Source organism: Cyanobium sp. Morenito 9A2 (genome assembly GCF_024345575.1).
In the GTDB taxonomy this organism is placed as follows: Bacteria; Cyanobacteriota; Cyanobacteriia; order PCC-6307; family Cyanobiaceae; genus ATX-6F1.
Map to the genome: position 1 here is coordinate 92,925 of NZ_JAGQBJ010000007.1, position 23,790 is coordinate 116,714.

23 protein-coding genes and 1 pseudogene are annotated in these 23,790 nt (G+C 68.8%); 14 read left to right on the forward strand and 10 right to left on the reverse strand.

All coding sequences use genetic code 11. The features are described 5' to 3' along the window. Positions 1-218 precede the first annotated feature (218 nt). Positions 219-743 (forward strand): hypothetical protein, encoded by a 525-nt coding sequence (locus KBY88_RS10095; protein ID WP_254939806.1) that lies wholly within the window; start codon positions 219-221, stop codon positions 741-743. 30 nt (positions 744-773) lie between these two features. Here the strand turns inward: KBY88_RS10095 and KBY88_RS10100 are convergent, their stop codons facing one another. Then, positions 774-1,898, reverse strand: a complete 1,125-nt coding sequence (locus KBY88_RS10100) for a class I SAM-dependent methyltransferase (protein WP_254939807.1) — start codon at positions 1,896-1,898, stop codon at positions 774-776. A gap of 113 nt (positions 1,899-2,011) precedes the next feature. Here KBY88_RS10100 and KBY88_RS10105 point away from each other — a divergent pair, with 113 nt between their 5' ends. Continuing rightward, entirely contained in the window at positions 2,012-2,869 is an 858-nt protein-coding gene (locus KBY88_RS10105) for a TPM domain-containing protein (protein WP_254939808.1), read from the forward strand. A 92-nt stretch (positions 2,870-2,961) separates the two neighbouring features. On the opposite strand, the gene KBY88_RS10110 is transcribed toward KBY88_RS10105, so the two are convergent. The 3 genes from KBY88_RS10110 to KBY88_RS10120 form a co-directional block, all read right to left on the reverse strand. Further along, positions 2,962-3,651, reverse strand: a complete 690-nt coding sequence (locus tag KBY88_RS10110) for a glycoside hydrolase family 24 protein (RefSeq protein ID WP_254939809.1) — start codon at positions 3,649-3,651, stop codon at positions 2,962-2,964. A 526-nt stretch (positions 3,652-4,177) separates the two neighbouring features. After that, complete coding sequence (locus KBY88_RS10115) at positions 4,178-5,320, reverse strand: hypothetical protein (RefSeq protein WP_254939810.1); 1,143 nt, start codon at positions 5,318-5,320, stop codon at positions 4,178-4,180. Next, positions 5,314-6,213: a TIGR04168 family protein gene (locus KBY88_RS10120; protein WP_254939811.1), complete on the reverse strand. Its 900-nt coding sequence runs from the start codon at positions 6,211-6,213 to the stop codon at positions 5,314-5,316. Before KBY88_RS10120 ends, KBY88_RS10115 begins: the two co-directional genes overlap by 7 nt. 46 nt (positions 6,214-6,259) lie before the next feature. Between KBY88_RS10120 and nadA the strand changes: the two genes are divergently transcribed. Next, positions 6,260-7,216, forward strand: coding sequence for a quinolinate synthase NadA (gene nadA, locus KBY88_RS10125; protein WP_396102933.1), 957 nt, complete (start codon positions 6,260-6,262; stop codon positions 7,214-7,216). A gap of 6 nt (positions 7,217-7,222) precedes the next feature. On the opposite strand, the gene KBY88_RS10130 is transcribed toward nadA, so the two are convergent. Further along, complete coding sequence (locus tag KBY88_RS10130) at positions 7,223-7,390, reverse strand: hypothetical protein (RefSeq protein WP_254939812.1); 168 nt, start codon at positions 7,388-7,390, stop codon at positions 7,223-7,225. Positions 7,391-7,457: 67 nt separating this feature from the next. Here KBY88_RS10130 and KBY88_RS10135 point away from each other — a divergent pair, with 67 nt between their 5' ends. After that, entirely contained in the window at positions 7,458-9,563 is a 2,106-nt protein-coding gene (locus KBY88_RS10135) for a CHASE domain-containing protein (RefSeq protein ID WP_254939813.1), read from the forward strand. Positions 9,564-9,603: 40 nt separating this feature from the next. After that, positions 9,604-9,915, forward strand: coding sequence for a hypothetical protein (locus KBY88_RS10140; RefSeq protein ID WP_254939814.1), 312 nt, complete (start codon positions 9,604-9,606; stop codon positions 9,913-9,915). Here KBY88_RS10140 and KBY88_RS10145 read toward each other — a convergent pair. Then, the gene (locus tag KBY88_RS10145) at positions 9,909-12,020 is read right to left on the reverse strand and encodes a 4Fe-4S binding protein (RefSeq protein ID WP_254939815.1); all 2,112 of its coding nucleotides are present in this window, start codon (positions 12,018-12,020) and stop codon (positions 9,909-9,911) included. The genes KBY88_RS10140 and KBY88_RS10145 overlap by 7 nt on opposite strands. 61 nt (positions 12,021-12,081) lie before the next feature. Here KBY88_RS10145 and KBY88_RS10150 point away from each other — a divergent pair, with 61 nt between their 5' ends. Beyond that, positions 12,082-12,660, forward strand: coding sequence for a glutathione S-transferase family protein (locus KBY88_RS10150; protein ID WP_254939816.1), 579 nt, complete (start codon positions 12,082-12,084; stop codon positions 12,658-12,660). Positions 12,661-12,809: 149 nt separating this feature from the next. Continuing rightward, complete coding sequence (locus tag KBY88_RS10155; RefSeq protein WP_254939875.1) at positions 12,810-14,171, forward strand: hypothetical protein; 1,362 nt, start codon at positions 12,810-12,812, stop codon at positions 14,169-14,171. A 14-nt stretch (positions 14,172-14,185) separates the two neighbouring features. Here the strand turns inward: KBY88_RS10155 and KBY88_RS10160 are convergent, their stop codons facing one another. Further along, positions 14,186-14,665: a CBS domain-containing protein gene (locus KBY88_RS10160; RefSeq protein WP_254939817.1), complete on the reverse strand. Its 480-nt coding sequence runs from the start codon at positions 14,663-14,665 to the stop codon at positions 14,186-14,188. A gap of 112 nt (positions 14,666-14,777) precedes the next feature. Here KBY88_RS10160 and KBY88_RS10165 point away from each other — a divergent pair, with 112 nt between their 5' ends. After that, positions 14,778-15,329 (forward strand): CDP-alcohol phosphatidyltransferase family protein, encoded by a 552-nt coding sequence (locus KBY88_RS10165; RefSeq protein WP_254939818.1) that lies wholly within the window; start codon positions 14,778-14,780, stop codon positions 15,327-15,329. Here the strand turns inward: KBY88_RS10165 and KBY88_RS10170 are convergent. Beyond that, positions 15,272-16,186, reverse strand: a complete 915-nt coding sequence (locus KBY88_RS10170; RefSeq protein WP_254939819.1) for an NAD-dependent epimerase/dehydratase family protein — start codon at positions 16,184-16,186, stop codon at positions 15,272-15,274. The two genes, KBY88_RS10165 and KBY88_RS10170, sit on opposite strands and share 58 nt — an antisense overlap. Before the next feature lie 50 nt (positions 16,187-16,236). Here KBY88_RS10170 and KBY88_RS10175 point away from each other — a divergent pair. The 6 genes and pseudogenes from KBY88_RS10175 to fumC form a co-directional block, all read left to right on the forward strand. Then, positions 16,237-16,476 (forward strand): annotated as a pseudogene (locus tag KBY88_RS10175) (TIGR02450 family Trp-rich protein); the annotation flags it as partial. A gap of 87 nt (positions 16,477-16,563) precedes the next feature. Next, on the forward strand, positions 16,564-17,325 hold the full coding sequence (gene hisA / locus KBY88_RS10180; RefSeq protein ID WP_254939876.1) for a 1-(5-phosphoribosyl)-5-[(5-phosphoribosylamino)methylideneamino]imidazole-4-carboxamide isomerase: 762 nt from the start codon (positions 16,564-16,566) through the stop codon (positions 17,323-17,325). A 144-nt stretch (positions 17,326-17,469) separates the two neighbouring features. Beyond that, the gene (locus KBY88_RS10185; RefSeq protein ID WP_254939877.1) at positions 17,470-17,832 is read left to right on the forward strand and encodes a Fur family transcriptional regulator; all 363 of its coding nucleotides are present in this window, start codon (positions 17,470-17,472) and stop codon (positions 17,830-17,832) included. A gap of 59 nt (positions 17,833-17,891) precedes the next feature. Beyond that, the gene (locus KBY88_RS10190) at positions 17,892-19,559 is read left to right on the forward strand and encodes a DUF3685 domain-containing protein (RefSeq protein ID WP_254939820.1); all 1,668 of its coding nucleotides are present in this window, start codon (positions 17,892-17,894) and stop codon (positions 19,557-19,559) included. Between the two features lie 64 nt (positions 19,560-19,623). After that, on the forward strand, positions 19,624-20,211 hold the full coding sequence (locus KBY88_RS10195) for a thylakoid membrane photosystem I accumulation factor (RefSeq protein WP_396102952.1): 588 nt from the start codon (positions 19,624-19,626) through the stop codon (positions 20,209-20,211). Continuing rightward, a complete protein-coding gene (gene fumC, locus KBY88_RS10200; protein ID WP_254939821.1) occupies positions 20,211-21,587 on the forward strand; it encodes a class II fumarate hydratase in 1,377 nt (458 codons plus the stop codon). The genes KBY88_RS10195 and fumC overlap by 1 nt, the downstream gene beginning before the upstream one ends. Positions 21,588-21,820: 233 nt before the next feature. Here the strand turns inward: fumC and KBY88_RS10205 are convergent, their stop codons facing one another. Beyond that, positions 21,821-22,630 carry an SDR family NAD(P)-dependent oxidoreductase gene (locus KBY88_RS10205; protein WP_254939822.1) on the reverse strand — a complete coding sequence of 270 codons (810 nt, stop codon included), beginning with the start codon at positions 22,628-22,630 and terminating at the stop codon, positions 21,821-21,823. A 262-nt stretch (positions 22,631-22,892) separates the two neighbouring features. Then, positions 22,893-23,666 (reverse strand): hypothetical protein, encoded by a 774-nt coding sequence (locus KBY88_RS10210; RefSeq protein WP_254939823.1) that lies wholly within the window; start codon positions 23,664-23,666, stop codon positions 22,893-22,895. Between the last annotated feature and the right edge of the window lie 124 nt (positions 23,667-23,790).

Here is a 23,790-nt window from a genome sequence, read left to right on the forward strand (position 1 = left end):
GACCGTTCGCGGCACCTCTCCTCCCACGGGCTGGCGACGAACCCCGGGTCCGTCAGGATGGGGGGCATCCTGGCCGGGGAACGGTGATGGGACGCCCGCAGACGCCGCACATCCTTGGCCCGGGGCTGGTTGCAGTGCTGATTCTTCTGAGCGCCAGCGCCTGTGGGTCGACGCCACCGGGAGTGAACGCGGGTCCCGCCCTGTCCCCTCCGGCAGCGATGCCGCCTGCCGCTTCCCTCGAGCCGACCAACCAGCTGGAGCCGTTTGCGATTCGCTCCCCGCTGCAGTTCAGCCCTCCCGAAGCCTTCCTGGCCGCCGGGGAACGGGTGATCGGGAGCTTCTCCAGCCCGGTGAACAGCGCCGAGCCCGACCGTGACTTCTTCACGGCGCCGGAGTTCGATCGGGGTGAGAACAGCGGCCGGCTCTTCGCGGTGGAATTCACCCTGGGCCCGGCGGGCGAGAATCCGGCCCGCTGGCGCTATCAGACCTACATCACCTGGGAGCCGCTGAACGACGGGCAAGGTCGGGCCCAACTCCTGCGCTCGCGGCCAGGGCTTCGCGCCGTGGAGGTCACCGTCGATGGCCAGGAGCTGGTGGTGCATCACGAGCCGTTGGAGGGCACCGATCCGAAGGCGGCGGTGGATCGCTATCGCTGGCAGGGCGATGCTTTTGGGAAGGGAGCCTTCTTGATCGTGGAGACGCCTCGGCCGGCGTCAGCCCAGGAGGAACGGCCGCGACCCTGAGGCCGGAGCGATCCTTTCTGGCGGCGGGGCTCAAGGCAGGGGCGGCTCGCGCAGGAACAATGGTGGGCATGGGTGCCTGACGTCCCCGGCGGGCAGCCCCCGGCCGTAGACCAGCCAGCGGAAATCACCCAGGGCGGCGGGATCCACCAGGCGCAGCAGCGCCTCCCGCCGCTGCAACCGCTCACCCAACCCCGCACCTGTCGATTCAGCGGAGAGGGCATGGAGGGCCTGGGCCAACCCGAGAGCCAGCAGCGCCTCCCCCTGGCGGCACTGGCCCAGGGGATGCCAGCCCGTGAGCAGCGCCGCGCGATCGAGGCTGTCGGTGCAGAGGTGGGCCGTCAGATCCCAGTGGCCGGGATCCAGGAGCGGATCGGCGCTGGCCCGTTGGCCCCGGTAGGCCATCAAGGTGCCGCTGGCACGGGCGGGGGCGTAGTAACGCCAGGCTTCAAGCGCATAGTCGATCACCAGAAGCCAGCCGCTGGCCAGGGCGGAGCCACAGGCGCTGAGCCAAGGCCCCAGGCCACTGTGCAGTTCACTGCACCAGCCCTCGGGACGCGCCTCGCCCGGCTGTTCCAGGCCCAGATCCACCAAGGTCTCCAGCTCAGCTGGGCTGAGCTGTTCCGCCGCCACCAGCTCCACTGTGGTGTCCCGCAGCTGCACACGCTGGCGACACCACTGGCCCCGGTGATGCTCGAAGCGCTCCACCGCCAGGGCATCGAGCACCTCGTGGGCCAGAACCACGCCGTGCACCGGTTCCACCGCCAACTGCTCGAACGAGGTCCAGCGCACGGGGAGCGGGCAGGAGGCCAGCTGCTGGTGTTGACGCTCCGCCATGCCGCCGTTGGGCTCCACCAGCACCAACTCCAGGCGCGCCGCCAGGGCCGGCCATCGCAGGTGGATCTGCTGGGCCAGATCAAGAGCCAGCTGGCCCTCGCCCGGGCCAGCCTCCACCAAGCTGATGGGGCCCTGGGGACTGCAATCGGCCCAGGACTCCAACCATTCGACCAGCTGGGGGGCGAGCAGCTCAGCGAAGGCTGGACCCAGGGAAGGGGCAGTGGCAAAGTCACCGCAGGGGCCGATCCGCAGCCGCCCGGCGCCGTAGGCCCCGTGCTCCGGATCATGGAGCGCCCAGTCCATGTAGGTGCTGAAGGGCACCGGCCCGCCGGCGGCGACCAGGCGCTGGCCCAGCCAGTCCGGGACGGAAGCCTCGGGGGGGACGCGCTCAGGCAGGGGGGTCGGAGAGAATGCAGGATCATCGCAGCAGGCGCATGGGCCGATCCGTCCGAACCCGCCAGTCCTGGGGAACGCGCCTCCTGACCCGGTTGGTGCCGAGCGTGCTGGTCCCGGCCCTCTTCAGCCTGGCCCTGGTGCTGCTCGCACCGGCTCTCACGCCGGCCGCCCTGGCGGCCGACAACCCCCAGCTGCTGCCCGATCACCCCACGCCGGTGATCGACCTGGCCCGGGCCCTGAGTGAGGCCCAGCGCGCCAACCTCGAACAGCAACTGAGCGCCTTTGAGCAATCCAGCGGTTGGAAACTGCGCGTGCTCACCCAGTACGAGCGGACCCCAGGGCTGGCGGTCAAAGACTTCTGGAACCTCGATGAGCGCAGCCTGCTGCTGGTGGCCGATCCCCGCGGCGGCAACCTGCTCAACTTCAACGTCGGTGATGCCCTGTTCGCCCTGATGCCACGGACCTTCTGGGTGGAACTCCAGACCCGCTTCGGCAACCAGTACTACGTGCGCGACCACGGCGAGGACGGCGCGATCGAGGATGCCCTGACCGCCGTGGAAACCTGCCTTGAACGCGGCGGTTGCCAGGTGGTGCCGGGCCTGCCCCGGGAGCAGTGGATCCTCACCTTCTGCACATCGGCTCTCGGTGGCGTGGTGGCGGGTTTCGCCGCCTTCCCCCGCAAGAGCGGGGAATGGATCGCCTGGGCCTGGGTCCTGCTGCTCGCGCCCCTCTGGGGGATTTTGTTCGTCGCCCTGGGGCTCGGTCCTGTGGTCACCCGCACCAGCGAAGTTTTGCCGGTGCTGCGCAACGTCCTGGGGTTCGCGGTGGCGGCGGTGGCGTCTTATTTCATCGCCCAGCGCACCGTCGGCGACAGCAGGCTCAGTGAAAACCCCTAGGATTTTCTCCTAGGGGCTTCAGTGCCGCCCGTGGTTAGACGCCGGACACTGAACCATCAACGACCAACAGCCCTAGGAGGGATAGAACGCCATCAGCGACCAGCTCGGGAGTTGGCGACGTTCTCCAACAGGCACTCCAGCTGATTCGGGGTGCAGACACGGCTTGGGGTCACACTGGCCAGGGGCTCAGAGGGTGCCGCAAGCTGGCCGCGCAATTGGGCCAGGTTCCACTCATAGAACGTCTTGAGTGCAGTGAAGCGCTTCACGGGCTGGCCGTAGAAGCTGCCTCCGCGAAGGGTGGGGAAAGAGGCCCATTCGGGCGCCAGACGGGCGACGAGGTTGGGTGTCAGCTGGCCCTGATCGGCGAGCTCAAGGGCACCGCGGCGGTGGATCAGCAACAGGGCCGCCTGATCTTGGGCAAAGGGTCCGAAACCGGGGAGACCGAGCGCTCGGCTGGCCATGGCCCAGGTGAAGGGCATGAACTGGTAAGCCCCAGCGGCGGCACTGGCGTAGCGGGAGCGGCGGATGACGCGGTCCGGGTGGCGCTCGAGGGAGTCCATCAGCCCACCGCCGAACATCACTCGGTAGCCGATGTCTTCACCGTTGGCCCAAGTGCCTTCGGCATAGCGGATCGTGTTAAGCAGGGCCCGGCGTTCCGGGGTCATCGCAAACACCCGTGGCATGGCCGTTGGCACTGAAGCCGACCCCAGGAGCTGGGCCCCACCGCTGTCGCCGACGGTTGCCTGGGCGGAGGGAGCCAAGGGAAGAGTGGCAAGGCACATGGAAGCACCGACCAGAAACTGGCGGACACGGGAGCGACGGACCGTGCGTGTGGAACCTTCAGACGAGGATGTGGATCGCTGCATACCGGCGGATTCGAAGGACATTGCGGCCATGCCAAGGACCTGTTCCGTCCACCTCAGGGCATGGGATCGCCCTGAGGTGGATGTGGAGCGGTAAGGAATGGGAGAACGAGCTGAATGAGCGGATGACTCAGCTGATCTGGTTTGCTTGGCGAGAAGTTGAGAGTGACGGTGGAGAAGACAGAAGCTGAATGCGAAGAAAGGGATAGCGGGTTCGCAGTGGAAAGCCCGATTTCGGAATTCGCGAATCAATACAACTGAATTCGTCGCCGGTAATTTGTCAAACGTTCGCCGTCAAAGAGTTCTTGATAGTGACAGTCACACAACCGTCCACTTGTTATCACGACTACACCAGCGGTTTCAGATCAACCAGTACCACTTGATTTCCATTCAATTCAGTTCAGAAATCGCGTTCAACGATTCACTTAACCATCGGCACTGCTGATCAATGCCTTGACAGGTCAACTGTCCCTGTGCCGATCAACCCGGCAGACCGACCGCAAGCCAGTGCCACCAAAGCCTCTGCCGCCTGCTGCGCCCCATCCATGGCCAGAGGTGGCCCACTGGGGGGGAGCAAAGGCTGATCCAGCTGCCAGTCGCCCGCCTGGAGCTGGGACTGGCTCAGCAGCCGGTGGCGACCGTGTCGCGCCAAAGCTTGTTCGAGCACGGCGGCCTCGGCAAAACCCTCCCGGTGCACCACATGCAGGCCCACACCCTGGCTGAGGGCCTCACAGAAGCTGCTATAGCCAGGCTTGGTGATCATGCGTCCGCAGAGGGGCATCAGCTCCAGGGGCCGCACCTCCGCCGGCAGGGCGCGCACGTTGCTTGGCGACTCCTCGGGATTGAAGCGGGGATCAGTCACCACGAACTGGTGGTCGCCCCAGGCGGCGAAGCGCTGGGGATCGAGCGGGAAGCCAAGGCCACCGAAACTCACCAGCACGCAGCGCTCAGGCTCGTCCGGCAGTCCCAGTCGATGGCGCAGAACCTCCGCCTCCAACTGGGGCCTTCCGCAGGTCAGCCCCAGCATCAGCGTCGGCAAGTGCCAATCCATCGGCATCGCCAGGGGGCAGTGAAGCAGCAGATCCCCCTGGCGATAGAGGGCCAGAGCCGACGCGGCCCAGGGGGCGAAGGCGGGCCCCATGGCCCCGTAGATCGCCTCCCAGCCAAAGTTTCCCAGCCAGGCCAGGGGCGCCCCCAGGGACCGGGCCAGCCGCGCCGCCGCCGGTGGCACATCCGCCAGCACCAGGACCGGTTCCTGCTGAAGCCGCAGCCAGGCCGCCTCGGCGGCCACGGTGGCCCCCAGCTCCTCGTCCAGGTTCTCGAGCGCCGCCAAGGTGGCAGGGCCATCGGCCCCGAGCGCATCGGCCTGCACCACCCCCACATCCCAACGGCAGGGCCGAATCTCGATCGCCGCCCCCGCTGGAAGGCCCTGCGCCTCCTCCAGGGCCGTGACCAGAAAGGCCCGGGGCAGCGTTGTGGACACCACCAGGCGCCAGTCGGGCCGCAGGCCACGCAGGGCGGTAAGCACGGAAGCGGTGCGTGAGCCATGGCCGAACCCATGGGCACTCACGCAGGCATAAATCAGCACGGCAAGGGCTGCGCTTCCAAGCTGGATTCAGACGGTGGCGCGGGCTGGGCCGCCCGTTGGTGGAGCCGCTGCTGGTAGAGCAGACGACCGTCCAGCCCATACCAGCGGTGGCTGGCATGGAGCAGCTGGCCGCCGCTGAGTTCGACCCAGGAGAAATGGCGCAGGCGCCGGCCCTGTTCATCGGTGCCGTGGCGGGGCACAGAGGCCGCATTGAGGTAAGCGGTGCCGCCCCGATCGATCTGGAAACTGCGGCGCTCCCCCTGGCCCAGCCAGAGGCGGTGGTGCATGTGGCCGAAGACCACGAGGGGCAGGGGGCGATGGCGGCGCACCTGGGCGATCGCCTCGGACAGGTCCTGATCACCCCAGTCGCGGGCGGGGCTTTTCCAATCACGGCCGCAGAGGTCGGCGGCCAAACTGCCCAGCCCGCTGGGGCCGGCGTGGCTCAGAAACACCAACGGCAGCTCCAGAGGGGCGGCGAGGGCTGCCGAGAGGATGCGTTCGGTGGACTCCTCCCGGCTCACGGGCCCCCAGATCGCCCGCACGGGATCGGAGAGGTGGTAGCCGCCCCCGGGGCTGCAGGGACGCCCCCCCACCACCGCCAGGCCGGGGGGATCCAACTGGCAGCGCCCCCAGCCGCAGTGGCGATCGCCCAGATGGTCGAGCTGGCGCTGCAGGGTTCGGCCACTGGCGTCACGGCCGGTGTCGTGGTTGCCGAGAATGCAGGCCAGCGGCAGGGTCAGTTTGCCCAAGCTGGCGGCGATGCGCTCCTGACCGTCGTGGAGGTCGCCCACCACCAGCAGCGCATCGGGGGCCAGCAGGGTGAGCAGGTCGACATCGCTGCCATCCCACTGCCCATGCAGGTCTCCAGCGATGGCGAGACGTTGGACGACCAACCCGTTTCCCTAGGCTTGGGTCATCCTGACCCAATCGAGGTCGATCTTGGTATTGACGGCAGCGATCGCCGAGCGACCCCCCAGCGACCTGACGGAGGCCATCAAAGAACTGCGGGACCACCGTAACGCCGTCATCTTGGCGCACTACTACCAACCGCCTGAGATCCAGGACATCGCCGATCTCGTGGGCGATTCCCTTGAATTGGCCCGGCGGGCCGCCAGCACCGACGCCGATGTGATCGCCTTCTGCGGCGTTCACTTCATGGCCGAAACCGCCAAGATCCTCAACCCCAGCAAGACCGTGGTGCTGCCGGATCTGGAGGCAGGCTGCTCCCTGGCGGATGCCTGCCCCGCCGACGGCTTTGCCGCCTTCCGCGCCCAGCACCCGGACCACATCGTGGTGAGCTACATCAATTGTTCAGCGGCGGTGAAGGCCCAGAGCGACCTGATCTGCACCAGCAGCAACGCCGTCGAGCTGGTGCGTCAGCTGCCCGCCGATCGGCCGATCCTGTTCGCCCCCGACCAGAACCTGGGTCGCTGGGTGGCGCGCAACAGCGGCCGCGAGCTCACCCTCTGGCCCGGCAGCTGCCTGGTGCATGAAACCTTCAGCGAGGAGGCGTTGCTGCGCCTGAAGCTGGAGCACCCCGAGGCGGAGGTGATCGCCCACCCGGAATGTCAGCAGCACCTGCTGGATCTGGCCGATTTCATCGGCTCCACCAGCAAGCTGCTGCAGCGGGCCGAAACCAGCGGGGCCAGCAGCTTCATCGTGCTGACCGAACCGGGCATCCTGCACCGCATGCGTGGCCGCGTGCCCCACAAGCCGTTCTTTGAAGTGCCCGGCGCCGATGGCTGCAGCTGCAACGCCTGCCCCTACATGCGACTCAACACCCTCGAGAAACTCTGGCGCTGCCTGCAGACCCTCTCTCCGGCGATCGACCTCGACGAAGGCCTGCGCCTGCGGGCCCTCGCACCGATCGAGCGCATGCTGGCGCTGAGCCCCTGAGCCGGTTCAGTTGGCGTACACAATCAGGTAGCTCCCCAGCAGGGTGAGCAGACCCACCATCGCTCCGATGGCCAGCAGGGCATGGTTCTGGGCGTCGCGGTTGGTTGCACCGATCAGGGTCGTTCCCTCATCGGCATAGAGGTTGTCGTGGTTGTCAAGATCGTGGGTATGCATGACGACGGAGCGGAAAGGGCACACTTCAAGCTAGAGAGGATTCGCTGATCCAATGCCGGTCGCGGCCATGACCCAGGCAACGGGCCCTGCTGCTGAGCCCGGTGCGGTTGGCCCCAGGCGAGGAATCGCCTGGTTGCGCTTGATCCCCTGGTTGGTGCTGGCCATGGGGCTCCTGGGCACGGGGATGATCTGCGAAAGCACTCGCCGCGTTCAGGTCCGTGAACAGGAGCGGCTCGTGCAGGGCCTGAGCAGGGACATCGCCCAGGCCCTGCAGTCAAAAGTCACCACCAGCGTGGCCCTGCTGACGGCGGTGGCGGGACTGTTCGACGCCTCGACGGTGGTGAATCGCGAGGAATTCCACACCTTCTACGACTCACTGAAGCTGTCGGAATCCAACTTGGCGGGCCTTCAGGGGGTTGGTTTCGCCCGGGTGATCCCCGCCGGCGGAGTACCCGCCTTCGAAGCCTCGCGGCGGGCCGAGGGTTTGAGCGATTTCCGCGTCACGCCCCCTGGCCAGCGGCCCTTGATCTCGGCAGTGGACTACATCGAGCCGCTCGACGGGCCCAACCGACGCTCGCTTGGATTCGACATGTACGCCCAACCCAGCCAGCGCCTGGCCATGGACGAGGCCGCGGAGACAGGACAGGTCGTGCTCTCGGGACCTCTGGCCCTGACCCAGGAAACCAGCCGGAGCCCCCAGGTGGGGGCGTTGCTTCTGGTGCCCATCTACCGCACTCCAGAGGTCGGGGATCTGGTGGGCAAGGCCAAGGTCGGGGAACTGCTGGGCTGGGCCTTCTCCCCCTTGCGCCTGGGGGACCTGATTCGGGCGGCCCTGGCCACGGTCGACAATCCCCAGATCCAGCATGCCTGGCTGAGAATCTATGACGGTGATCAGCCCAGGGCTGATCGGCTGGTGTTCTCCCAGGAGGGCCTGGAGAGGAACTCCAGGGCGGATTCGCCCTTCCCAAGAGGCGAGGCGGTTGAGGAGTCGATTCGCCTCCTCAACCGCAGCTGGCGCCTCCGGGTTCAGCTCGATTCGGGCAGCATCGAGGGCATGGGCCTTCGCGCCAGCCTTGGGGTGATGGCCCTCTACGGCAGCCTGATCAGCCTGTTGGCCGCCTTGATCAGCCGCAGCCTGGTGACCAGTCACCTGGCCACGGCCGAAGCCCTGGCACTGGCGCAGAAGGCGAATCAGGAACGCGCCCTGGCCAGCACGGTCTTCGAAAGCAGCCCCCTTGGCATCCTCGTCACCGATGCCGACGGCATCGTGCTGACGACCAACAAGGCCTTCACGCAGATCAGCGGCTACTCCAGGATCGAAGCCACAGGTCACAAGGCCAATCTGCTCAAGTCAGGCCTTCACGATCAGGCCTTTTACCGCGGCCTGTGGCAAAGCCTTCTCCAGCATGGGTTCTGGAAGGATGAACTCTGGAACCGCCTCCGCAACGGCAGCATCCAGCGCCATGAACTCATCATCACCGCCGTGCGCAACAGCGACCACGTGACCACCAGCTACGTGGGCATGCTCCAGGACGTGAGCGAGCGCTACCGAGAACAGCAGCTGATCCGCCACAGCGCCTTGCACGACGACCTGACCGGACTGGCGAACCGCCCGTTGCTGATGGGTCAACTGGAACAGGCCCTGGCCCTGGCCCGGCGCCATGGCCAACGGGTGGGCCTGTTGTTCATGGACCTCGATGGCTTCAAGGCGATCAACGATCAGCTGGGCCATGACGTGGGCGACCAATTGCTGAAACGGGTGGCCGAGCGCCTCCAGGAAGGGGTGCGCGAGACGGACACCCTTTGCCGTCAGGGGGGAGATGAATTCGTGCTGCTGATTCCCCAGGCCGGCAGCTTCGAACAGCTGCTCGCGCTCGGCCAGAAACTGATCGAGCAGGTGAGCCGCCCTTACCCCGAACTCCCGGGCACGGTGCACATCGGGATGAGCGTCGGGATCGCCCGCTGGCCGGAGAACGGCAATGACGCCGATGCACTGCTCAAGGCCGCGGACATCGCCATGTACGCCGCCAAGGAGGCGACGGGGGCGAAGGTGCGGGTGTCTCCGGTCTCAACCCCTCTCCAGCCGGCGCACGATGAAACCCATCAGCACCAACGAGCCCGCCAGGGCGATCAACAGGGTGATGGTCATCAAGGGGATCACGCGGTGGTCTGATTATCCCTGCCATGGCCCAGCCACTGGCCAGGATGGGGCCATGGCTCAACTCCCCCGCCGTTGCGACCTGCATCGCCCACACCCCGGCCCCTGGGGTGGCCTGGGTCCCTGGGGGTCCACGGCCCTGATTGTGCTGCTGGTGCTGCTCCCTGCCGTCGCCCGCGCCGATGCCAACCTGCCCACCTGCCTGCGCTGGCGCAGCAGCAGCGGTCTGGAGCACATCCAGCTGGGCAACCGCCTCGGCGCGGCCAACCTGCTCACCAAAAACCAGAAGCTGGATCCCGGCGCCCCCGACGGCAGCCGGCCCCTCTACCGCGACTCCGACATCGCCCGGCTCTGCCGCAGCTACTGAGCCACCAGCCAACGGCCCGAGGCCCCCAGCAGCAGCGCCGCCGCCGAGCCCCACCAGAAGGCCCGGGCCACCGGCATCAACAAGCGCCGCAGCAGCACCACCGAGCCCAGCACCCCGCTGAGCAGGGCCACGGACTGGCAGAAGCCGATCACGTGGGGATCGGCGCTCCAGGCGGGAAGCTGGCCCGCCCAATCCCCCAGGGGCGCGAATGTCACGGGCAACAGCTGACCGGCTTCGGCCATCCCCAGGGGCAGAAAGCGGGCCAGCATCAACCCCCAGAGCAGGGGCAACAGGCCGTAGAGGGCCAGCTTCCGCCGCTCCCAGGGCACGAGCGGCGCCAGCAGCAGCTGCAGCAGGGCCGGCAGCGCCAGGGCAAGGGCGGCGAAGGCCAGCCGCGGCAGCCAGGGGCCGGTCTGCAGGCTTTCCGGCGCCAGGGGCAGCCAGCCCAGCAGCCGATGCCAATGGTGCAGGCAGACCCCGCCCGCCAGCACCAGAATCAGGCCCGGCTCCCCAGCCGGGGGCGCCATCTCCCTGTGCAGGTCGGCGGCGGGGGGCCGCAGGCTCAGTTGCACGGAGCGGTGCGGGCAGGCCTGGGCGCAGGTGAGGCAGAGCACGCAGTTGCGGTTGTCGGCCAGGTGGGCCGGGTGGGTGCCCAGCGGGCAACCGGTCGTGGCGAGGCCCTCGCCGTCGGCGGGCCCGCCCTTGAAGCAGGCGTAGGTGCTGCAGCTGCCGCTGCAGGTGCCCACCTGGGCGCGCAACTCCAGGATCGAGAGCTTGGCGAACAGCCCGTTCATGCCCCCCACCGGGCAGAGGTAGCGGCACCAGAAACGCTTCTCGAAGCTCAGCGAACCCACCACCGCCCCGGCGGTGATCAGCAGCAGCAGGGTGCTGCTGGCCCAGGCGGTGTTGGCCAGATCACCCAGCTCCTCCCAGAGCAGGATCGCGGCGAACAGGGCCGCCAGCACGGGTGAGGCCCAGGCATCGCTGTTGCCCCGGGGCCAGCGGGCCGGTTCCCAGCCCAGAAGGCGTGCCAGCCGCTGCACGATCTCCCCCCAGACCATGAACGGGCAAAAGGAGCACCAGAGCCGCCCCACGAGCGGGTAGGCCAGCAGGATCAGCGGCCACCACCAGGCCCAGAACAGATTGAGCCCACCGTTGTGGGCGCGGTCCTGGGGGCCGAGCCAGAGCCAGAGGTTCACGAGCACGAACACCCAGCTGACAACGCCGAACAGCAGCGCTTTCCAGAGCCGGGGCGAACGCATCCACTCCCGCAGCGCTGGCTTCCAGCGCCAGAGATCGAAGCGCAACCGCGGGCTGCGGCCGGCGGTCCAGAAGACATCTTCAGGCAGCACGGCGGGACGGGCGGCCTGGGCCTGGCGCAGGGCCCGATCCAGCACGATCTCCAACTCGCGCAGGTTGTTGGGAAAGTCGTAGCTCTGCAGCCGCTTGATCACCGCCTCCGGCACCAGCGGCGGCTGGCTCCAGCCGAGCACCCGGCTGCGCTGACGGATCCCGTAGCGCAGCCATTCGCCCAGGTCCTGGCGGCGCACGCGCAGGGGCGGCACCCGGATCAGGGTGCAGACCCGATCAAAGGCCGGCATCGCCGCCTCGGTGGTGAAGAAGACCCGGCCCCTGAACAGCCGCCCGCTGGACCCCTCCCCCGGCGCCCGCCACCGGCCCGAGCGGGCCAGCTCCAGCAGCGCCGGCAACAGGGCGGGGTCCACCCGATCGAGCTTGTCGATCAGCAGGGCGCCGGCCCCGAGGCTCATCAGCAGCGAACCCTCGCCATCGCTGCTGGCGCTGCCGAACAGCTCCACGCCATCGCCCCGCAGCAGGCCACCATCGAGGCGCACCATCAGCTGCTTGCGGGCGGCGGAGCCGAAGTGGATCAGCGCCGCCAGGTTGTCTTTTTCCAGGCCCGGTTCCCCGGAGAGCAGCACGGCGCGGGCGGTGGGATCGCTGGCTGCCTGGCGCAGGGTGTCCCGCAGGGCCAGCGCGTAGCGGCTGCTGCCCACCACCCCCCGACGGGTGCGCCCCACAAGGTAGGGGGCCAGGCGCAGGAAGGGTTCACTCGCCCCGGTGGCGGTCAGCGTGTCATCCGTCACCGATGCTCCCCGGATGCAGGGATTCTGGGCGCCAGGATGGGGATTGGCCCCCACTGTTGCCATGAGCCTCACCCTCTACGGCGGTGCCCGTTCGCGGGCCACGATGGTCGCCTGGTACCTGGAAGAGAAGGGCCTCCCCTACCACTGGCAGCAGCTGGACATGGCGGCCGGCGAACACCGCCAGGAACCGTTCTTGAGCCTCAACCCCTTCGGCAAGGTGCCCGTGCTGGTCGATGACGCCGCCGTTGGAGTAGGTGGCGGACGGCTGCAGCTGTTCGAGAGCGGCGCGATCCTGCTCTACCTGGGGGACCGCTACGGCCACGAATTCGCCAACCCCGAGCAGCGGGCCCTGGCGGAGCAGTGGGTGCTGTTCGCCAACGCCACGCTGTCCACGGCCCTGTTCGTGGCCAGCAACCGGGACGACGAGTTCCCTCGGCTGATGGTGGTGCTCGATCGGCTGCTGGCGGCGGGCTCCCCCTTGGTCGGAGGAGCCTGGGGCGTCGCCGATTGCGCCGTGGAAGCGCACCTGGCCTATCTGCCGGTGTTTTTCCCGCAACTCGACCTGAGCCCCTACCCGCACGTGGCGGACCGCATCGCCACCACCCGGGAGCGACCGGCCTACCTCAAGGTGATGACGTGACACGGCAGCTCCGGTCGCCGGCGCGCCCTCCGGCCCGACCGACGGACCGGAGCCGGCCAGGAGCGGACACGGTCCGGCGCCGCGAAGGGGGTCGCAAGCGCTGGTGGGTGATCGGCCTCCCCCTGGCCACCCTGCTGGGATTGATCGCGATGGCCCCACCACTGCCGCCGAGCAAGCCAGCCGCGGGGGGCAAACTCCAGACCGGCCAGGGTGCTGGGGCCTTCAGCTACCGCCCTGAGGATTCAGCCTTTGCCCTTGATTTCGACCCCCGCAAAGTGCGCATCGATGTGCTTGAAGGCTGGGATCGCGAGCAGGAGGCCTTCGCTGACAGCTCGGCCCTGGCTTACATCTCCGGGCCGATGTACGAGCGGCATGTCAATGAGAGCGGCCGGGAAATCACCGTGCCCCTGGGCGATCTCAAGCTGGGGGTACGGGTCTGGCGCGGCCGCAACCGCACCGCGGCGCGGCAGCGGGCCTTCATCGGCATCGGCCACGACGGCCATGTGGACTTTAGCTACGGCGAGCTGACCCCCGAACGGGCGAGTCGCTACGACACCTTCATCGGCGGCCTGCACAGCCTCTACAACGACCTGGAGTCGCCCCCCTCGGCCTACAAGGGCGCTTACAGCATCGGGATGGGGCAACAGATCCGCTACTACCTGCCGCGCATCCGCATGGTGATCGGCCTGCGCAGGGACGGTCGGCTGGAGGTGCTGATGAGCCGCGACGGGCTCACCCTGGAGCAGACTCGCGCCCTGGCCAGGGATCGCGGGCTGGTGGCGGCCTACTTGCCCGATCACGCCTCCAAGAGCCGCTTCATCATTCCTGGGGTGAAGGGCTTCTCCAACCAGGACGCCAACTGGATCAGCGGCGGCGCCACCAGCTTCGTTCACGTGCCCTTCATGCTGCGTTTGAGCGAGCGCGGCCAGCCCCTGCAGGGCAGCCTGCTCGCCAGCCTCACCCCCCACCCGGGATCCCAGGACTGCGGCAATCCACTGGACTGCAGCAAGACCCTGGGCGGCCAGCTGCTGGATCGCGCCCTGGCGGGCTTCAACCGGCTGGTGGAGCAGGGGATCGAACCGCTGGCGCGGCTGATCTGGGCCCCGCGGGTGCCCAGAGGTGGCAAGGCCCCGAGCCAGGGGGCTCCCCTGCGGGAGCCGCCGATCACCGCCGACCCGACGGCCCTGCGCGAACGGCAGCAGCAGGACAGCCCAGGCCTCGGCCAACCGGCGGCGACGGAGTTGCCGCTGCCACCCGATCTGCCCCCACCGTTGGTGCTGCAGGAGGGTCAGCAGCTGCCCAGCGACCCGGAGGCGGTGCGACCGGAAAGCAGCGCACCCGCGTCTGTGGAAGCCCCCCCCCCCGAAGCCAGCAGCGGCGCCTCCCCCGCAGCGACGCCCCCACAGCCTCTTCCCCAGGCCCCAGCCAGCCCTACCTCGCTCGCGCCTCCTCCGCCCGTGCTACCTCCCCCCCCCGTGCTGGCACCACCACCGATCACAGGCACACCCTGAGCCAGCCCGAGCCATCAGGCCGCCGCCAGGGCCCGCACCACATCGCCTCGGGTGAGCACACCTTCGAGTTGCCCCGTGGCATCTTTCACAAACAGACGTTGGGTGCTGCGATCATGAAGCAGGCGGGCCGCCTCGCTCAGGGTCAGATCGGCGCCGCAACTGTGGGGATGGGTGCCGGTCATGACTTCGCCGACGGTGCCGCCGAGCACCTGGTGCACCTGTTTGTCCCACTGCAGGGGATTGCGCAGATAAATCACGCTGTCGAGCAGCATCACGTAAGGGCCGGCGTCGAAGCCGCTCTCGCGCACCATCAAATCCTGCTCGCTCAGTTCACCCACCAACTGTCCTTCGCCATCAAGCACGGGCAGGCCGCTGAAGTGGCGCACGCTCATCAGGGTCACGGCCTCCTGCAGGGGGGTGTCCGTGCGCACGCTCAGGGCCGGGCTGCTCATCACATCGCGCACCCGCCGGGTGGAGGGGGATTCGGTGGCCATGGGCTGCAGGTAGGGCTCTGCCGTTTCTAGATCAGCGCCTGGCCCGGGGGCCGCCCTCGACCTGGATCGGAGCGGATCAGGTTGCAGACTCACAGGCAGCGACTTCCCTCCGATGGCCTCCCTTCAGCGGCGCGCGGCCGATGGCCTCACGGTGGCCCGGGCCGTGGTGGGGCTGCCCCTGCTGCTGGCCCTGGTGGGCGGCCAACTCTGGTGGGCTTGGCTGCTGCTCCTGCTGGGGGGGCTGAGCGATTGGGCCGACGGCTGGCTGGCCCGCCGCAGTGGCGGCGGTTCGGTCTGGGGGGCGCGGCTGGATCCGCTCACCGACAAGATCCTGATCAGCGCCCCGCTGCTGTGGCTCGGGAGCACGGGGGACCTGCCCCTCTGGGCGGTGTGGCTGCTGCTGGCGCGGGAGCTGCTGATCTCCGGCTGGCGGGCCGGCCAGGGCAACGGTGGACCGGCCTCCTGGAGCGGCAAGGCCAAGACTGTGCTGCAGTTCGCCGCCTTGCTCCTGCTGCTCTGGCCGGGGCCCGCAGCGTCCCTGCTCCACAGCCTGGGTTGGTGGCTGTTCTGGCCCTCGCTGCTGCTGGCGCTGGGGTCGGCCCTGGGCTATCTGAGAGCTGCATCGCCGGAACAATCCGGCAGCTCCCCTGAACGCAAGCTGTAGTCGTTGGCGTAGCTGTCGGCGAGCCCCCGCTCGAGATCGAAGCGGGGGCTCCAGGCCAGTTCCCGCTCCAGCCGGTGGACATCGGTGAGGAAATGGGAGAGACGGAGGGGGAAGGCCTTGCGCGCCTTGGGATCAAGGCCGGCGGGATCGAAGTAGCGAAGTTCCACGGCCTCGGGATCCTTGCCGCAGGCATGGGCGGCGGCGGCCACCAGTCCACGGAAGGTCACCCCCTGGGCACCGCTGCAGTTGTAGATCCGATTGGCCGCCGTCTCCACCTCGATCGAGCGCGCCAGGGCCGTGGCCAGATCCTCCACGTGGCCCAGCTGGGTGATCGTGCGGCCATCGCCGGGCAGGGGCACGGGCAGGCCGTGCACGATCCGATCAAAGAACCAGCGCTCCACAGGGTTGTAGTTGCCCGGTCCGTAGATGTAGGTGGGCCGGAAGCTGGTGAAGGGAATGCCCTCGGCCCGCAGCCAGGCCTCGGTCTCGGCCTTGCCGGCGTGGCGGCTGGCGGGATCGGTGGGGGCGTTTTCATCCAGGGGCCAGAGCTCGCTGTCGGCATAGACCCCGGCCGAACTCACATACACAAAGCGATGGCTGGGGGCGCCGGTGCGCTCGACCACGGCGCGGCTGTCGGCCAGATTGCGGCCGCTGCTGTCGATGATCACCTCGAAGGAGCGCCCGGCGAGCTGATCGAGATCGGCGGAGTTGGAGCGATCACCCGTGAAGTGCTCCAGGCCAGCGGGCACCGGGTTGCGGCCGCGGGTGAACAGGGTGAGCTCATGGCCGGCTTCGTTCAGGAGCCGCACCAGGGGCTTGCCAACGAAACGGGTGCCGCCCATCACCAGGATCTTCATCGCCCAACACCGACACTCGGTGGCCATTCAAGCGGTCTGCCCAGCCGGGCATGCCCGCGCCGCAGGCCCGGCAGCATGAATGCCACCCAATCTCTTCTGCCCCCTTGCCCCGAGCCGCCCCCCCGTCCCGCGCCTGGACCGCCCAGGCATCCCTGCTGGGCTGCCGCCACTTCGAGCAGGTGGGCGAACGGGGCCGCGGGGCCGAACGGGCCCTGGAGCTGGCGGCGCTGCTGGACCGGAGCCGCCGACTCTGGGTGTCCCTGGCGGAACTCAAGGATCCCCAGCGCTGGCGCCCGGGCTGGTCGCGGCTGGACCAAGAACCTCAAGGCCTCCCCCTGGCCCCCGCCGGGGAAGATGGGGCCAGAGACCTCCCCCCCATGCAGATCATTCCCGCCATCGACCTGCTGGAGGGCAGCTGCGTGCGCCTGCACCAGGGCGACTACGACCGGGTGACCCACTTCAACGACGACCCTGTGGCGCAGGCCCTGGAATGGCAGCGGCAGGGGGCCGAGCGCCTGCATCTGGTGGATCTCGATGGGGCCCGCAGCGGCGAGCCCATCAATGACGCCGCCGTCAAGGCGATCACCGCCGCCCTTTCGATTCCCGTGCAGCTGGGGGGCGGGGTGCGCAGCGCCGAACGGGCCGAGGAACTGCTGGCCTGGGGCCTTGACCGCGTGATCCTGGGCACAGTGGCCCTGGAGCAACCCGAGTTGGTCGATGAGCTGGCAGCCCGCCATCCCGGCCGCATCGTCGTGGGCATCGATGCCAAAGACGGCAAGGTGGCCACCTGGGGCTGGATCGAAGCGAGCACGGTGGAGGCCACGGAGCTGGCCGCACGCTTCGGGGGCAGCGGCATCGCCGCGATCATCAGCACCGACATCGCCACCGACGGCACCCTGGCGGGCCCCAACCTGCAGGCCCTCGCCGCCATGGCCTGCGCCAGCTCCGTGCCGGTGATCGCCTCCGGCGGCGTGGGCGATCTGGCCGACCTGCTCTCCCTGCTCAGCTTGGGGCCCCTGGGGGTGGAGGGGGTGATCGTGGGACGGGCGCTCTACGACGGCCGCGTTGATCTGGGCGAAGCCCTGGAGGCGATCGGTCCGGCGCGGCTGCAGGATCCCATCCCGCCGTCAGTCGCCTGAACGGAGGGCAAAGGTGCGTTCTATAACAGATGAAGATTAAGCCCAGCGCCCTGCTGTAGCTCCGTGCCGGCCTCCCTCGCCGAACCATCGACCAGCCCCCTCTCGGGTGTGGAAGGCGCCTATCAGCGCTGCCGTGACCTGGGCATGCGCCTGAGCCGCCAGCGGCGCATGGTGCTGGAGCTGCTCTGGCAGGAGAAAAGCCACCTGAGCGCCCGGGACATCTTCGAGAAACTCAACACCCTGGGCCGCAACATCGGCCATACCTCCGTCTACCAGAACCTCGAAGCCCTGCAGTCGTCGGGGGTGATCGAGTGCCTGGATCGGGCCACGGGGCGCCTGTATGGCTACCGCAGCGACCCCCACAGCCACCTCACCTGCAGCGTGACCGGTGACATCCACGATCTTGACGTGGTGCTGCCACCGGATCTGGTGGCGCGGATCGAGTCGCTCACGGGCTTCACGATTGAGTCCTACACCCTTCAACTCAATGGTCGCCGTCGGGCCTAGATCCCCTGGAAGTTCGGCGCCGCACTCGGTACCTTGAGCCCTACGGAGCGAGTTCCCGCGTGATCCAAGCCGCGAGCGAGCCAAGCCCCCAACTGCTGGTCTTCGCCGAGCCCCTCTGGGTCGAGGGGCTGCGCAGCCGCCTGGAACGCGAACGCCCCGGCGGCTACCGGCTGCTGGAGCGGCCCGAGCAACTGAAGGGTTGTCCGCAACTGGTGATCTGGCAGCTGGCGGCCCCGGTGGAGCCGGCGAATCTGCTGGCGGAGCTGCGGCGGCTGGAGGAGCGCTGGCAACCGAGCCCGCGCCTGCTGTTGCTGCCCAGCCCCCTGAGCTGCCCCAGCGACTGGCTGCTGCAACTGCCGGTGCAGGGTCTGCTGCAGGACCCTGAACCCAGTGAATTGGTTGAAGCGATCACCACCCTGCTGGGGGGTGGTCGGGTGGTGGCCCTGCATCCATCCGCCAGCCGACCGGCCCCGGTGGCGGCGCCCCTGGGGCTGGGCCAATGGCTGCTGCAAAGCGGCCTGCAGCAGATCGAAATTGAACGGGTGCGCTGCGTTCTCGCCCTCGATCCACCCCCTGATTCGCTGCTGATGCAGGTGTTGCTGGAGGGGCGGCTGCGGGAGCTGGCGGCGGCGCGGCAGCTGCTGCTCTGGATCTGGGGCCCGGTGGTGCTGGCCTGGGGAGATGGCCGTGGCGAGGGCGGCGGCCCAACCCAGCCAGGCCCTGCTGCCGCTCACACCATCCAGGACGTCCCGCCTGGGGGCACGACGATCACCCTGCGGGAGCGCACGGCGATCGGGGTGTGGCGGGCGATCCAGGAGCGGCTCAACAGCGCCGCTGAGGCCGGCCTGGCCAACCGCACCGGCCAGCTGCTGGCGCTCGAAGGGCTCAGCCCCGAGCGTCGCCGCGACCTGCTGGTGGGGCTGATCGAGCAATTCGATCAGCTGCTGGAGCGCCTGCGCCAGGGCGAGGCCGGCGACCCGGAGCTGCTGAGCCACTGGCATCAGTGGCAGCCGGAACTGCGCCGCAGCGCCCTGCGCCAGTTGGCCGGCTCCTACGTGCAGCTGCCGCGGCTGGGGGAGCTGCTGGCGGTGGCCGACACCCTCGAGGCCAGCAGCGAACTGGCCAGCGCCGATCCGGAACTGCCGGAGGCCCAACCGATGCTTGGCGCCCTGCTCAGGGCCCAGCCGCTGCTGGTGGGCGGCCGCCTGCTGGCCCCGGATGAACCCCAGGCGCTGCTGCAGCTGGAGATGCTGGTGAGCAACTGGCTGATCCGCAATGCCGAACTGATTTGTGCTGAAGTGCTGTCCTGCTGCGGCAGCTGGCCGGAGCTGCGCCGTTACCTGCTCACCACCGACCTGCTGGCCACCCGCAACCTGGAGCGCCTGCGCAACCAGCTCAATGCCCAGCAACGCTGGGCCTCCTGGTTCCAGCGGCCGGTGCAGCTCTACGAAAGCCAGCGGCTGCTCTACCGGCTGGAGGCTGGGGCGATCGCGCCGCTGCTGCTCACCGAACCACGGGATCAGGAGTTGCGCCAACTGGGCTGGTTGCAACAGGCCGTCACCCTGGCCCTGGAAACCCGCGATGCCGTGGCCCCCCAGTTGCAGGCCGTCATCCAGCGCCTGGGGAATCTGGTGGTAGTGGTGCTCACCCAGGTGATCGGAAGGGCCATCGGCCTGGTGGGGCGAGGCATCCTCCAGGGCCTGGGCCGCAGCGTCGGCCGGGGCTGAAGCGCGGCAGCAACGAAAGGCTCGGGGGGTCACAATGACGCCAGTCCTGCCACCCACACCGTTGTTGCGCCTGCTCGCCCCGATCCGCCCATCCCTGGACCGCCTGCTGGCCCTCGGGTCTGCCCTTGCCCTGCTGCTGGCGCTGGTGATCGGCCCCGGGGCTCCGGCCGCCTTCGCCGCCCGCGACACGGACAGCTTCGATGGCAACATCTTCGCGCTCTACGCCGGCAACGGCTCCCTGGTGCCGCCCCGGAGCACCCTGGAGCAATCCCTGGCGGAGCACCGACCGGTGGTGCTGGCCTTCTACCTCGATGACAGCAGCGTCAGCAAGACCTTCTCTCCGGTCCTCTCTGAGCTCCAGCGCACTTGGGGCAACAACGTCGAGCTGATCTACCTCACCACCGACAACCTCCAGAACCGTCCTGACACGGGCCCCAGCGATCCGGCCCACTACTGGAAGGGCACGATTCCCCAGGTGGTGGTGATCGATGCCAACGGGACGGTGGTGTTCGATGCGGCAGGCCAGGTGAACACCGACGCGATCGACGCCGCCCTGGCCAAGGCCACGGGCCGGCCGGCGGCCCAGGGCCCCAAGGGCACGGTGGAGCGCAGCTTCAACGAGTTCAACAGCGAAATCACTCCGGCGCGCTGATGGCGACCCGCCTTGAAAGCGACAGCCTCGGGCCGGTGGAGGTGCCGGCGGAGCATTACTGGGGTGCCCAGACCCAGCGCTCGCTGCACTTCTTCTCCTATGGAGCGGTGATGCCGCTGACGCTGATCCACGCCTTCGCCCAGCTCAAGGCCGCCTGCGCCGAGGTGAACCAGGCCCAGGGCCTGCTTGATGACCAGCGCGGAGCACTGATCATCGCCGCCGCCGAGGAGGTGGCCGCCGGCCGGCTCGATGGCGAGTTTCCGCTGCGCATCTGGCAGACGGGCTCCGGCACCCAGACGAACATGAACCTCAATGAGGTGATCGCCAACCGGGCGATCGAGCGCAGCGGCGGCGTGCTGGGAAGCAAGGCACCGGTCCATCCCAACGACCATGTGAACCTGAGCCAGTCGAGCAACGACACCTTTCCGGCGGCGTTGCACGTGGCGGTGGCCCTGGAGCTGGAGCAGCGCCTGATCCCGGCGGTGGAAGCGCTGCGGGAGGCACTGAATGCCAAGGCTGAGGCGTTTGCAACGATCATCAAGATCGGCCGCACCCACCTCCAGGACGCCGTGCCCCTGAGCCTCGGGCAGGAGTTTTCGGGCTATGTGGCCCAGCTGGATCTGGGGCTCGAGAGCCTGCGCCTGAGCCTGCCGCGCCTCCGCGAGCTGGCGATCGGCGGCACGGCCGTGGGCACGGGCCTCAATGCCCCCCATGGCTTTGGGGAGGCGGTGGCGGCGCGGCTGAGCGAGCGCCTGGGGCTGCCGTTCAGCAGTGCCGCGAACAAGTTCCAGGCGCTGGCGGGCCAAGAGGCTTTGGCGGCAACGCACGGGGCGCTCACGGTGCTGGCGGGGAGCCTGATGAAGATCGCCAACGACCTGCGCTGGCTCGCCAGCGGGCCCCGCTGCGGGCTGGGGGAGCTGATCCTGCCCGAGAACGAACCGGGATCGAGCATCATGCCGGGCAAGGTGAATCCCACCCAGTGCGAGAGCCTGACGATGGTGGCGGTGCAGGTGATGGGCAACAACACCGCCGTGCAGTTGGCCGCCAGCCAGGGCAACTTCGAGCTCAACGTGTTCAAGCCCCTGATCGCCGCCAATGTGCTCGAAAGCATCGAGCTGCTGCGCGGCGCCTGCACGGGCTTCCGCCGCTTCTGCGTGGAGGGGCTGGAGGCGAACAGCTCCCGCATCGAGGAGCTGCTCGACCGCAGTCTGATGCTGGTGACAGCGCTCACGCCGGCGATCGGCTACGACCGCGCCTGCTCAATCGCCAAGCACGCGCACCAGCACGGCCTCAGCCTCAAAGAGGCGGCCCTGGTGCTGGGGGAGATCAGTGTCGAGGAGTTCGAGCGCTGGGTGCAGCCCGAGCAGATGGTCTGAAGGCCTGGAGGCCAAAATGGAGCCTGGGCCCAGGCCCGACCGCGCCGCTCAGCGCAGGGACTCCATGGAGGCCGCCATCCGCAGGAAGCTGACGTCGTCGATGGGGCGGCAGTCGCTGGGTTGATGGCTCTCCTTCCAAAGGGGTCCAGGAGTGGCCAGGCATTCCCCAGGCAGGGGACGGCCTAGGCAGCCTCTGGAGGCACTGCCGGGGTCTGAAGCCCAGCGCTGGGCGATCAACGTCCGCCAGCGACGCCGGCCATGACCCGGGCCATCACACGCACGCGCAGCCGCCGGGGCAGCAGCGCCTGGGAGGCGGCCAGCAACCGCGCCAGGCCGCCAGGATGAACGGTGATGCGGCGTCCCAGTGCCGCGAGCGTGGCGGCGGCCACCACTTCAGGGCTCTCGGCCGTGTCGAGACGCATGGCGGCGCGGGCCGCAAAGCCCGTGTGCACAGGGCCGGGGGCGGAGGCCAGCACATCGACACCCTGGGGGGCGAGCTCGATCGCGAGCCCTTCGGCGAGCGTCTGCACGTAGGCCTTGGTGGCGGCGTAATTGGCCGCCAAGGGAGTGCCCTGAAAAGCCAGCTGGGAGCTGAGCAGCACCAGCCCCCCGCGGCCGCGCCGCGCCAGACGGCTGCCGAAGCCATGGGCCAGGGCAGCCACCGCCCGGCAGTTGACATCGATCATCTCCAGCTCGCTGGCGAGTTCCGCCCTGAGAAAAGGCCCGGAGCTACCGAAGCCGGCGGCGGCCACCAGCAGGCCCACATCGCGTTCAGCGGTGGCGTCCAGCAGCAGGCCCGGAGCCCTGGGATCAGCGAGATCAAGGGCCACAACGCGAGCTTCGATGGCGTGGAGGGAGCTGAGCTCCTCGGCCAGGGCCGCCAGCACGCTCTGGCGCCGGGCCACCAGCACCAGATCCAGGCCCGCCTGGGCGAGCTGGCGGGCGAAGGCTTGGCCAAGGCCATCGGAGGCGCCGGTCACCACGGCCCAGGGGCCATAGCGCTCCAGCGGCCGCGGGTGAGCGGGATGGAATGGGACAGGCACGGCGGCGGTCACAACAGCGGAGGAGGCGGTGGGATCAGACCGGACGGCGCCGTCGCCAACTCTCCAGCCATGGGCATCAGTCTGATCAGACCCACCCGCCAGCCGCTTGCCCCCCCGACTGCAGCGTGGCGCGAACCCCGGCAACAACGCACGATCCAGGAGCCCCGGGGGTGTCGAAACGCTGGCCTGGCCCTGGCCGGGGGGGCGCTCGGGAGGACCGGAACGGATCGGTCCAGCGACTGAAACCGCGATGCAACCTTGTTCAGAGGGGCGGATGGCCCTGCGGGCGCAACAGAGTGGGTCGCAACGGATCCGGCGGCGGCGGGGCAGCGATCTCCTCCACGCTCACGAGACCACCCACCCAGAAGGCCTCCCCCTGGCGTTCGAGCAGGAACAACAGCAGCAGGGCACACAGTCGCTGCAACAGACGGGCCCGATCGACCACGGCCACCTGCAGGGTCTCGAGGGTGGTCAAGGCACTGGGGGACTGAACCGGGGCGGCGACGGCGGCGAGAGCCCACACGTCGGCAAAGACGAACAGGTGCTGGGGACTCGCCTCAGCCAGGTAGAGATCCAGTTCGAGCTCCCGTCCCCTGGGCCCAGCCAGCAGGTCTTTGGCCTTCCAGCGCAGGGGGAGATCCCGGCCCAGCGCGCCCAGACGATCCCCCGGAGCGAAGCCGCGTCTAAGGCCCTTGAGGAGCTTCCGCGCGGGGCCGCCGGTCTGGCTCAGGAACCGCCGGCGCAGCTTCGGGCGCGAGCGCAGCAATCGATCGAGCCGCTTCCAGCCCCGCTCCAGCGTTCGTGCCAAGACCCGCACGGCCCGGAGCCGACGCACAAGCTGCCCAGCACGGACAAGGTCCATGGGGGACTCGTTGACGCTCGCGCTGGGGGACTCCGGATCAAGGCCGGATCCGATCGCCTCAAGACCCAGGCGCAGGTCGTTGTGCAGACGGGCGAGGTCCAGTAGCAACTGGCGCTCCCATGCCTTCAGCTTCCACAGGGCCTTGCTGTTGATCCGGGCACGCTGGAGGGTCATCGGATGGGGCGCAGGCAGAGCGCCACGGGTGGCTCGCCCTTCAAGCGTGCGGCAAGGGTCAAGCAGTGCCAAGGCGGATCAACCAAGACCCGTCAGCGAGAAACATGGGCACTCTCCGGTCCTG

What these genes read in the sequence shown, in the direction of transcription:
- KBY88_RS10095 (WP_254939806.1), top strand. Translation starts at nt 219, where the DNA reads ATGCCGCCTGCCGCTTCCCTCGAGCCGACCAACCAGCTGGAGCCGTTT.
- KBY88_RS10105 (WP_254939808.1), top strand. Translation starts at nt 2,012, where the DNA reads ATGGGCCGATCCGTCCGAACCCGCCAGTCCTGGGGAACGCGCCTCCTG.
- KBY88_RS10110 (WP_254939809.1), bottom strand. Translation starts at nt 3,651, where the DNA reads ATGTGCCTTGCCACTCTTCCCTTGGCTCCCTCCGCCCAGGCAACCGTC.
- KBY88_RS10130 (WP_254939812.1), bottom strand. Translation starts at nt 7,390, where the DNA reads ATGCATACCCACGATCTTGACAACCACGACAACCTCTATGCCGATGAG.
- KBY88_RS10135 (WP_254939813.1), top strand. Translation starts at nt 7,458, where the DNA reads ATGACCCAGGCAACGGGCCCTGCTGCTGAGCCCGGTGCGGTTGGCCCC.
- KBY88_RS10140 (WP_254939814.1), top strand. Translation starts at nt 9,604, where the DNA reads ATGGCTCAACTCCCCCGCCGTTGCGACCTGCATCGCCCACACCCCGGC.
- KBY88_RS10150 (WP_254939816.1), top strand. Translation starts at nt 12,082, where the DNA reads ATGAGCCTCACCCTCTACGGCGGTGCCCGTTCGCGGGCCACGATGGTC.
- KBY88_RS10155 (WP_254939875.1), top strand. Translation starts at nt 12,810, where the DNA reads ATGGCCCCACCACTGCCGCCGAGCAAGCCAGCCGCGGGGGGCAAACTC.
- KBY88_RS10160 (WP_254939817.1), bottom strand. Translation starts at nt 14,665, where the DNA reads ATGGCCACCGAATCCCCCTCCACCCGGCGGGTGCGCGATGTGATGAGC.
- KBY88_RS10165 (WP_254939818.1), top strand. Translation starts at nt 14,778, where the DNA reads ATGGCCTCCCTTCAGCGGCGCGCGGCCGATGGCCTCACGGTGGCCCGG.
- KBY88_RS10170 (WP_254939819.1), bottom strand. Translation starts at nt 16,186, where the DNA reads ATGAAGATCCTGGTGATGGGCGGCACCCGTTTCGTTGGCAAGCCCCTG.
- hisA (WP_254939876.1), top strand. Translation starts at nt 16,564, where the DNA reads ATGCAGATCATTCCCGCCATCGACCTGCTGGAGGGCAGCTGCGTGCGC.
- KBY88_RS10185 (WP_254939877.1), top strand. Translation starts at nt 17,470, where the DNA reads ATGCGCCTGAGCCGCCAGCGGCGCATGGTGCTGGAGCTGCTCTGGCAG.
- fumC (WP_254939821.1), top strand. Translation starts at nt 20,211, where the DNA reads ATGGCGACCCGCCTTGAAAGCGACAGCCTCGGGCCGGTGGAGGTGCCG.
- KBY88_RS10210 (WP_254939823.1), bottom strand. Translation starts at nt 23,666, where the DNA reads ATGACCCTCCAGCGTGCCCGGATCAACAGCAAGGCCCTGTGGAAGCTG.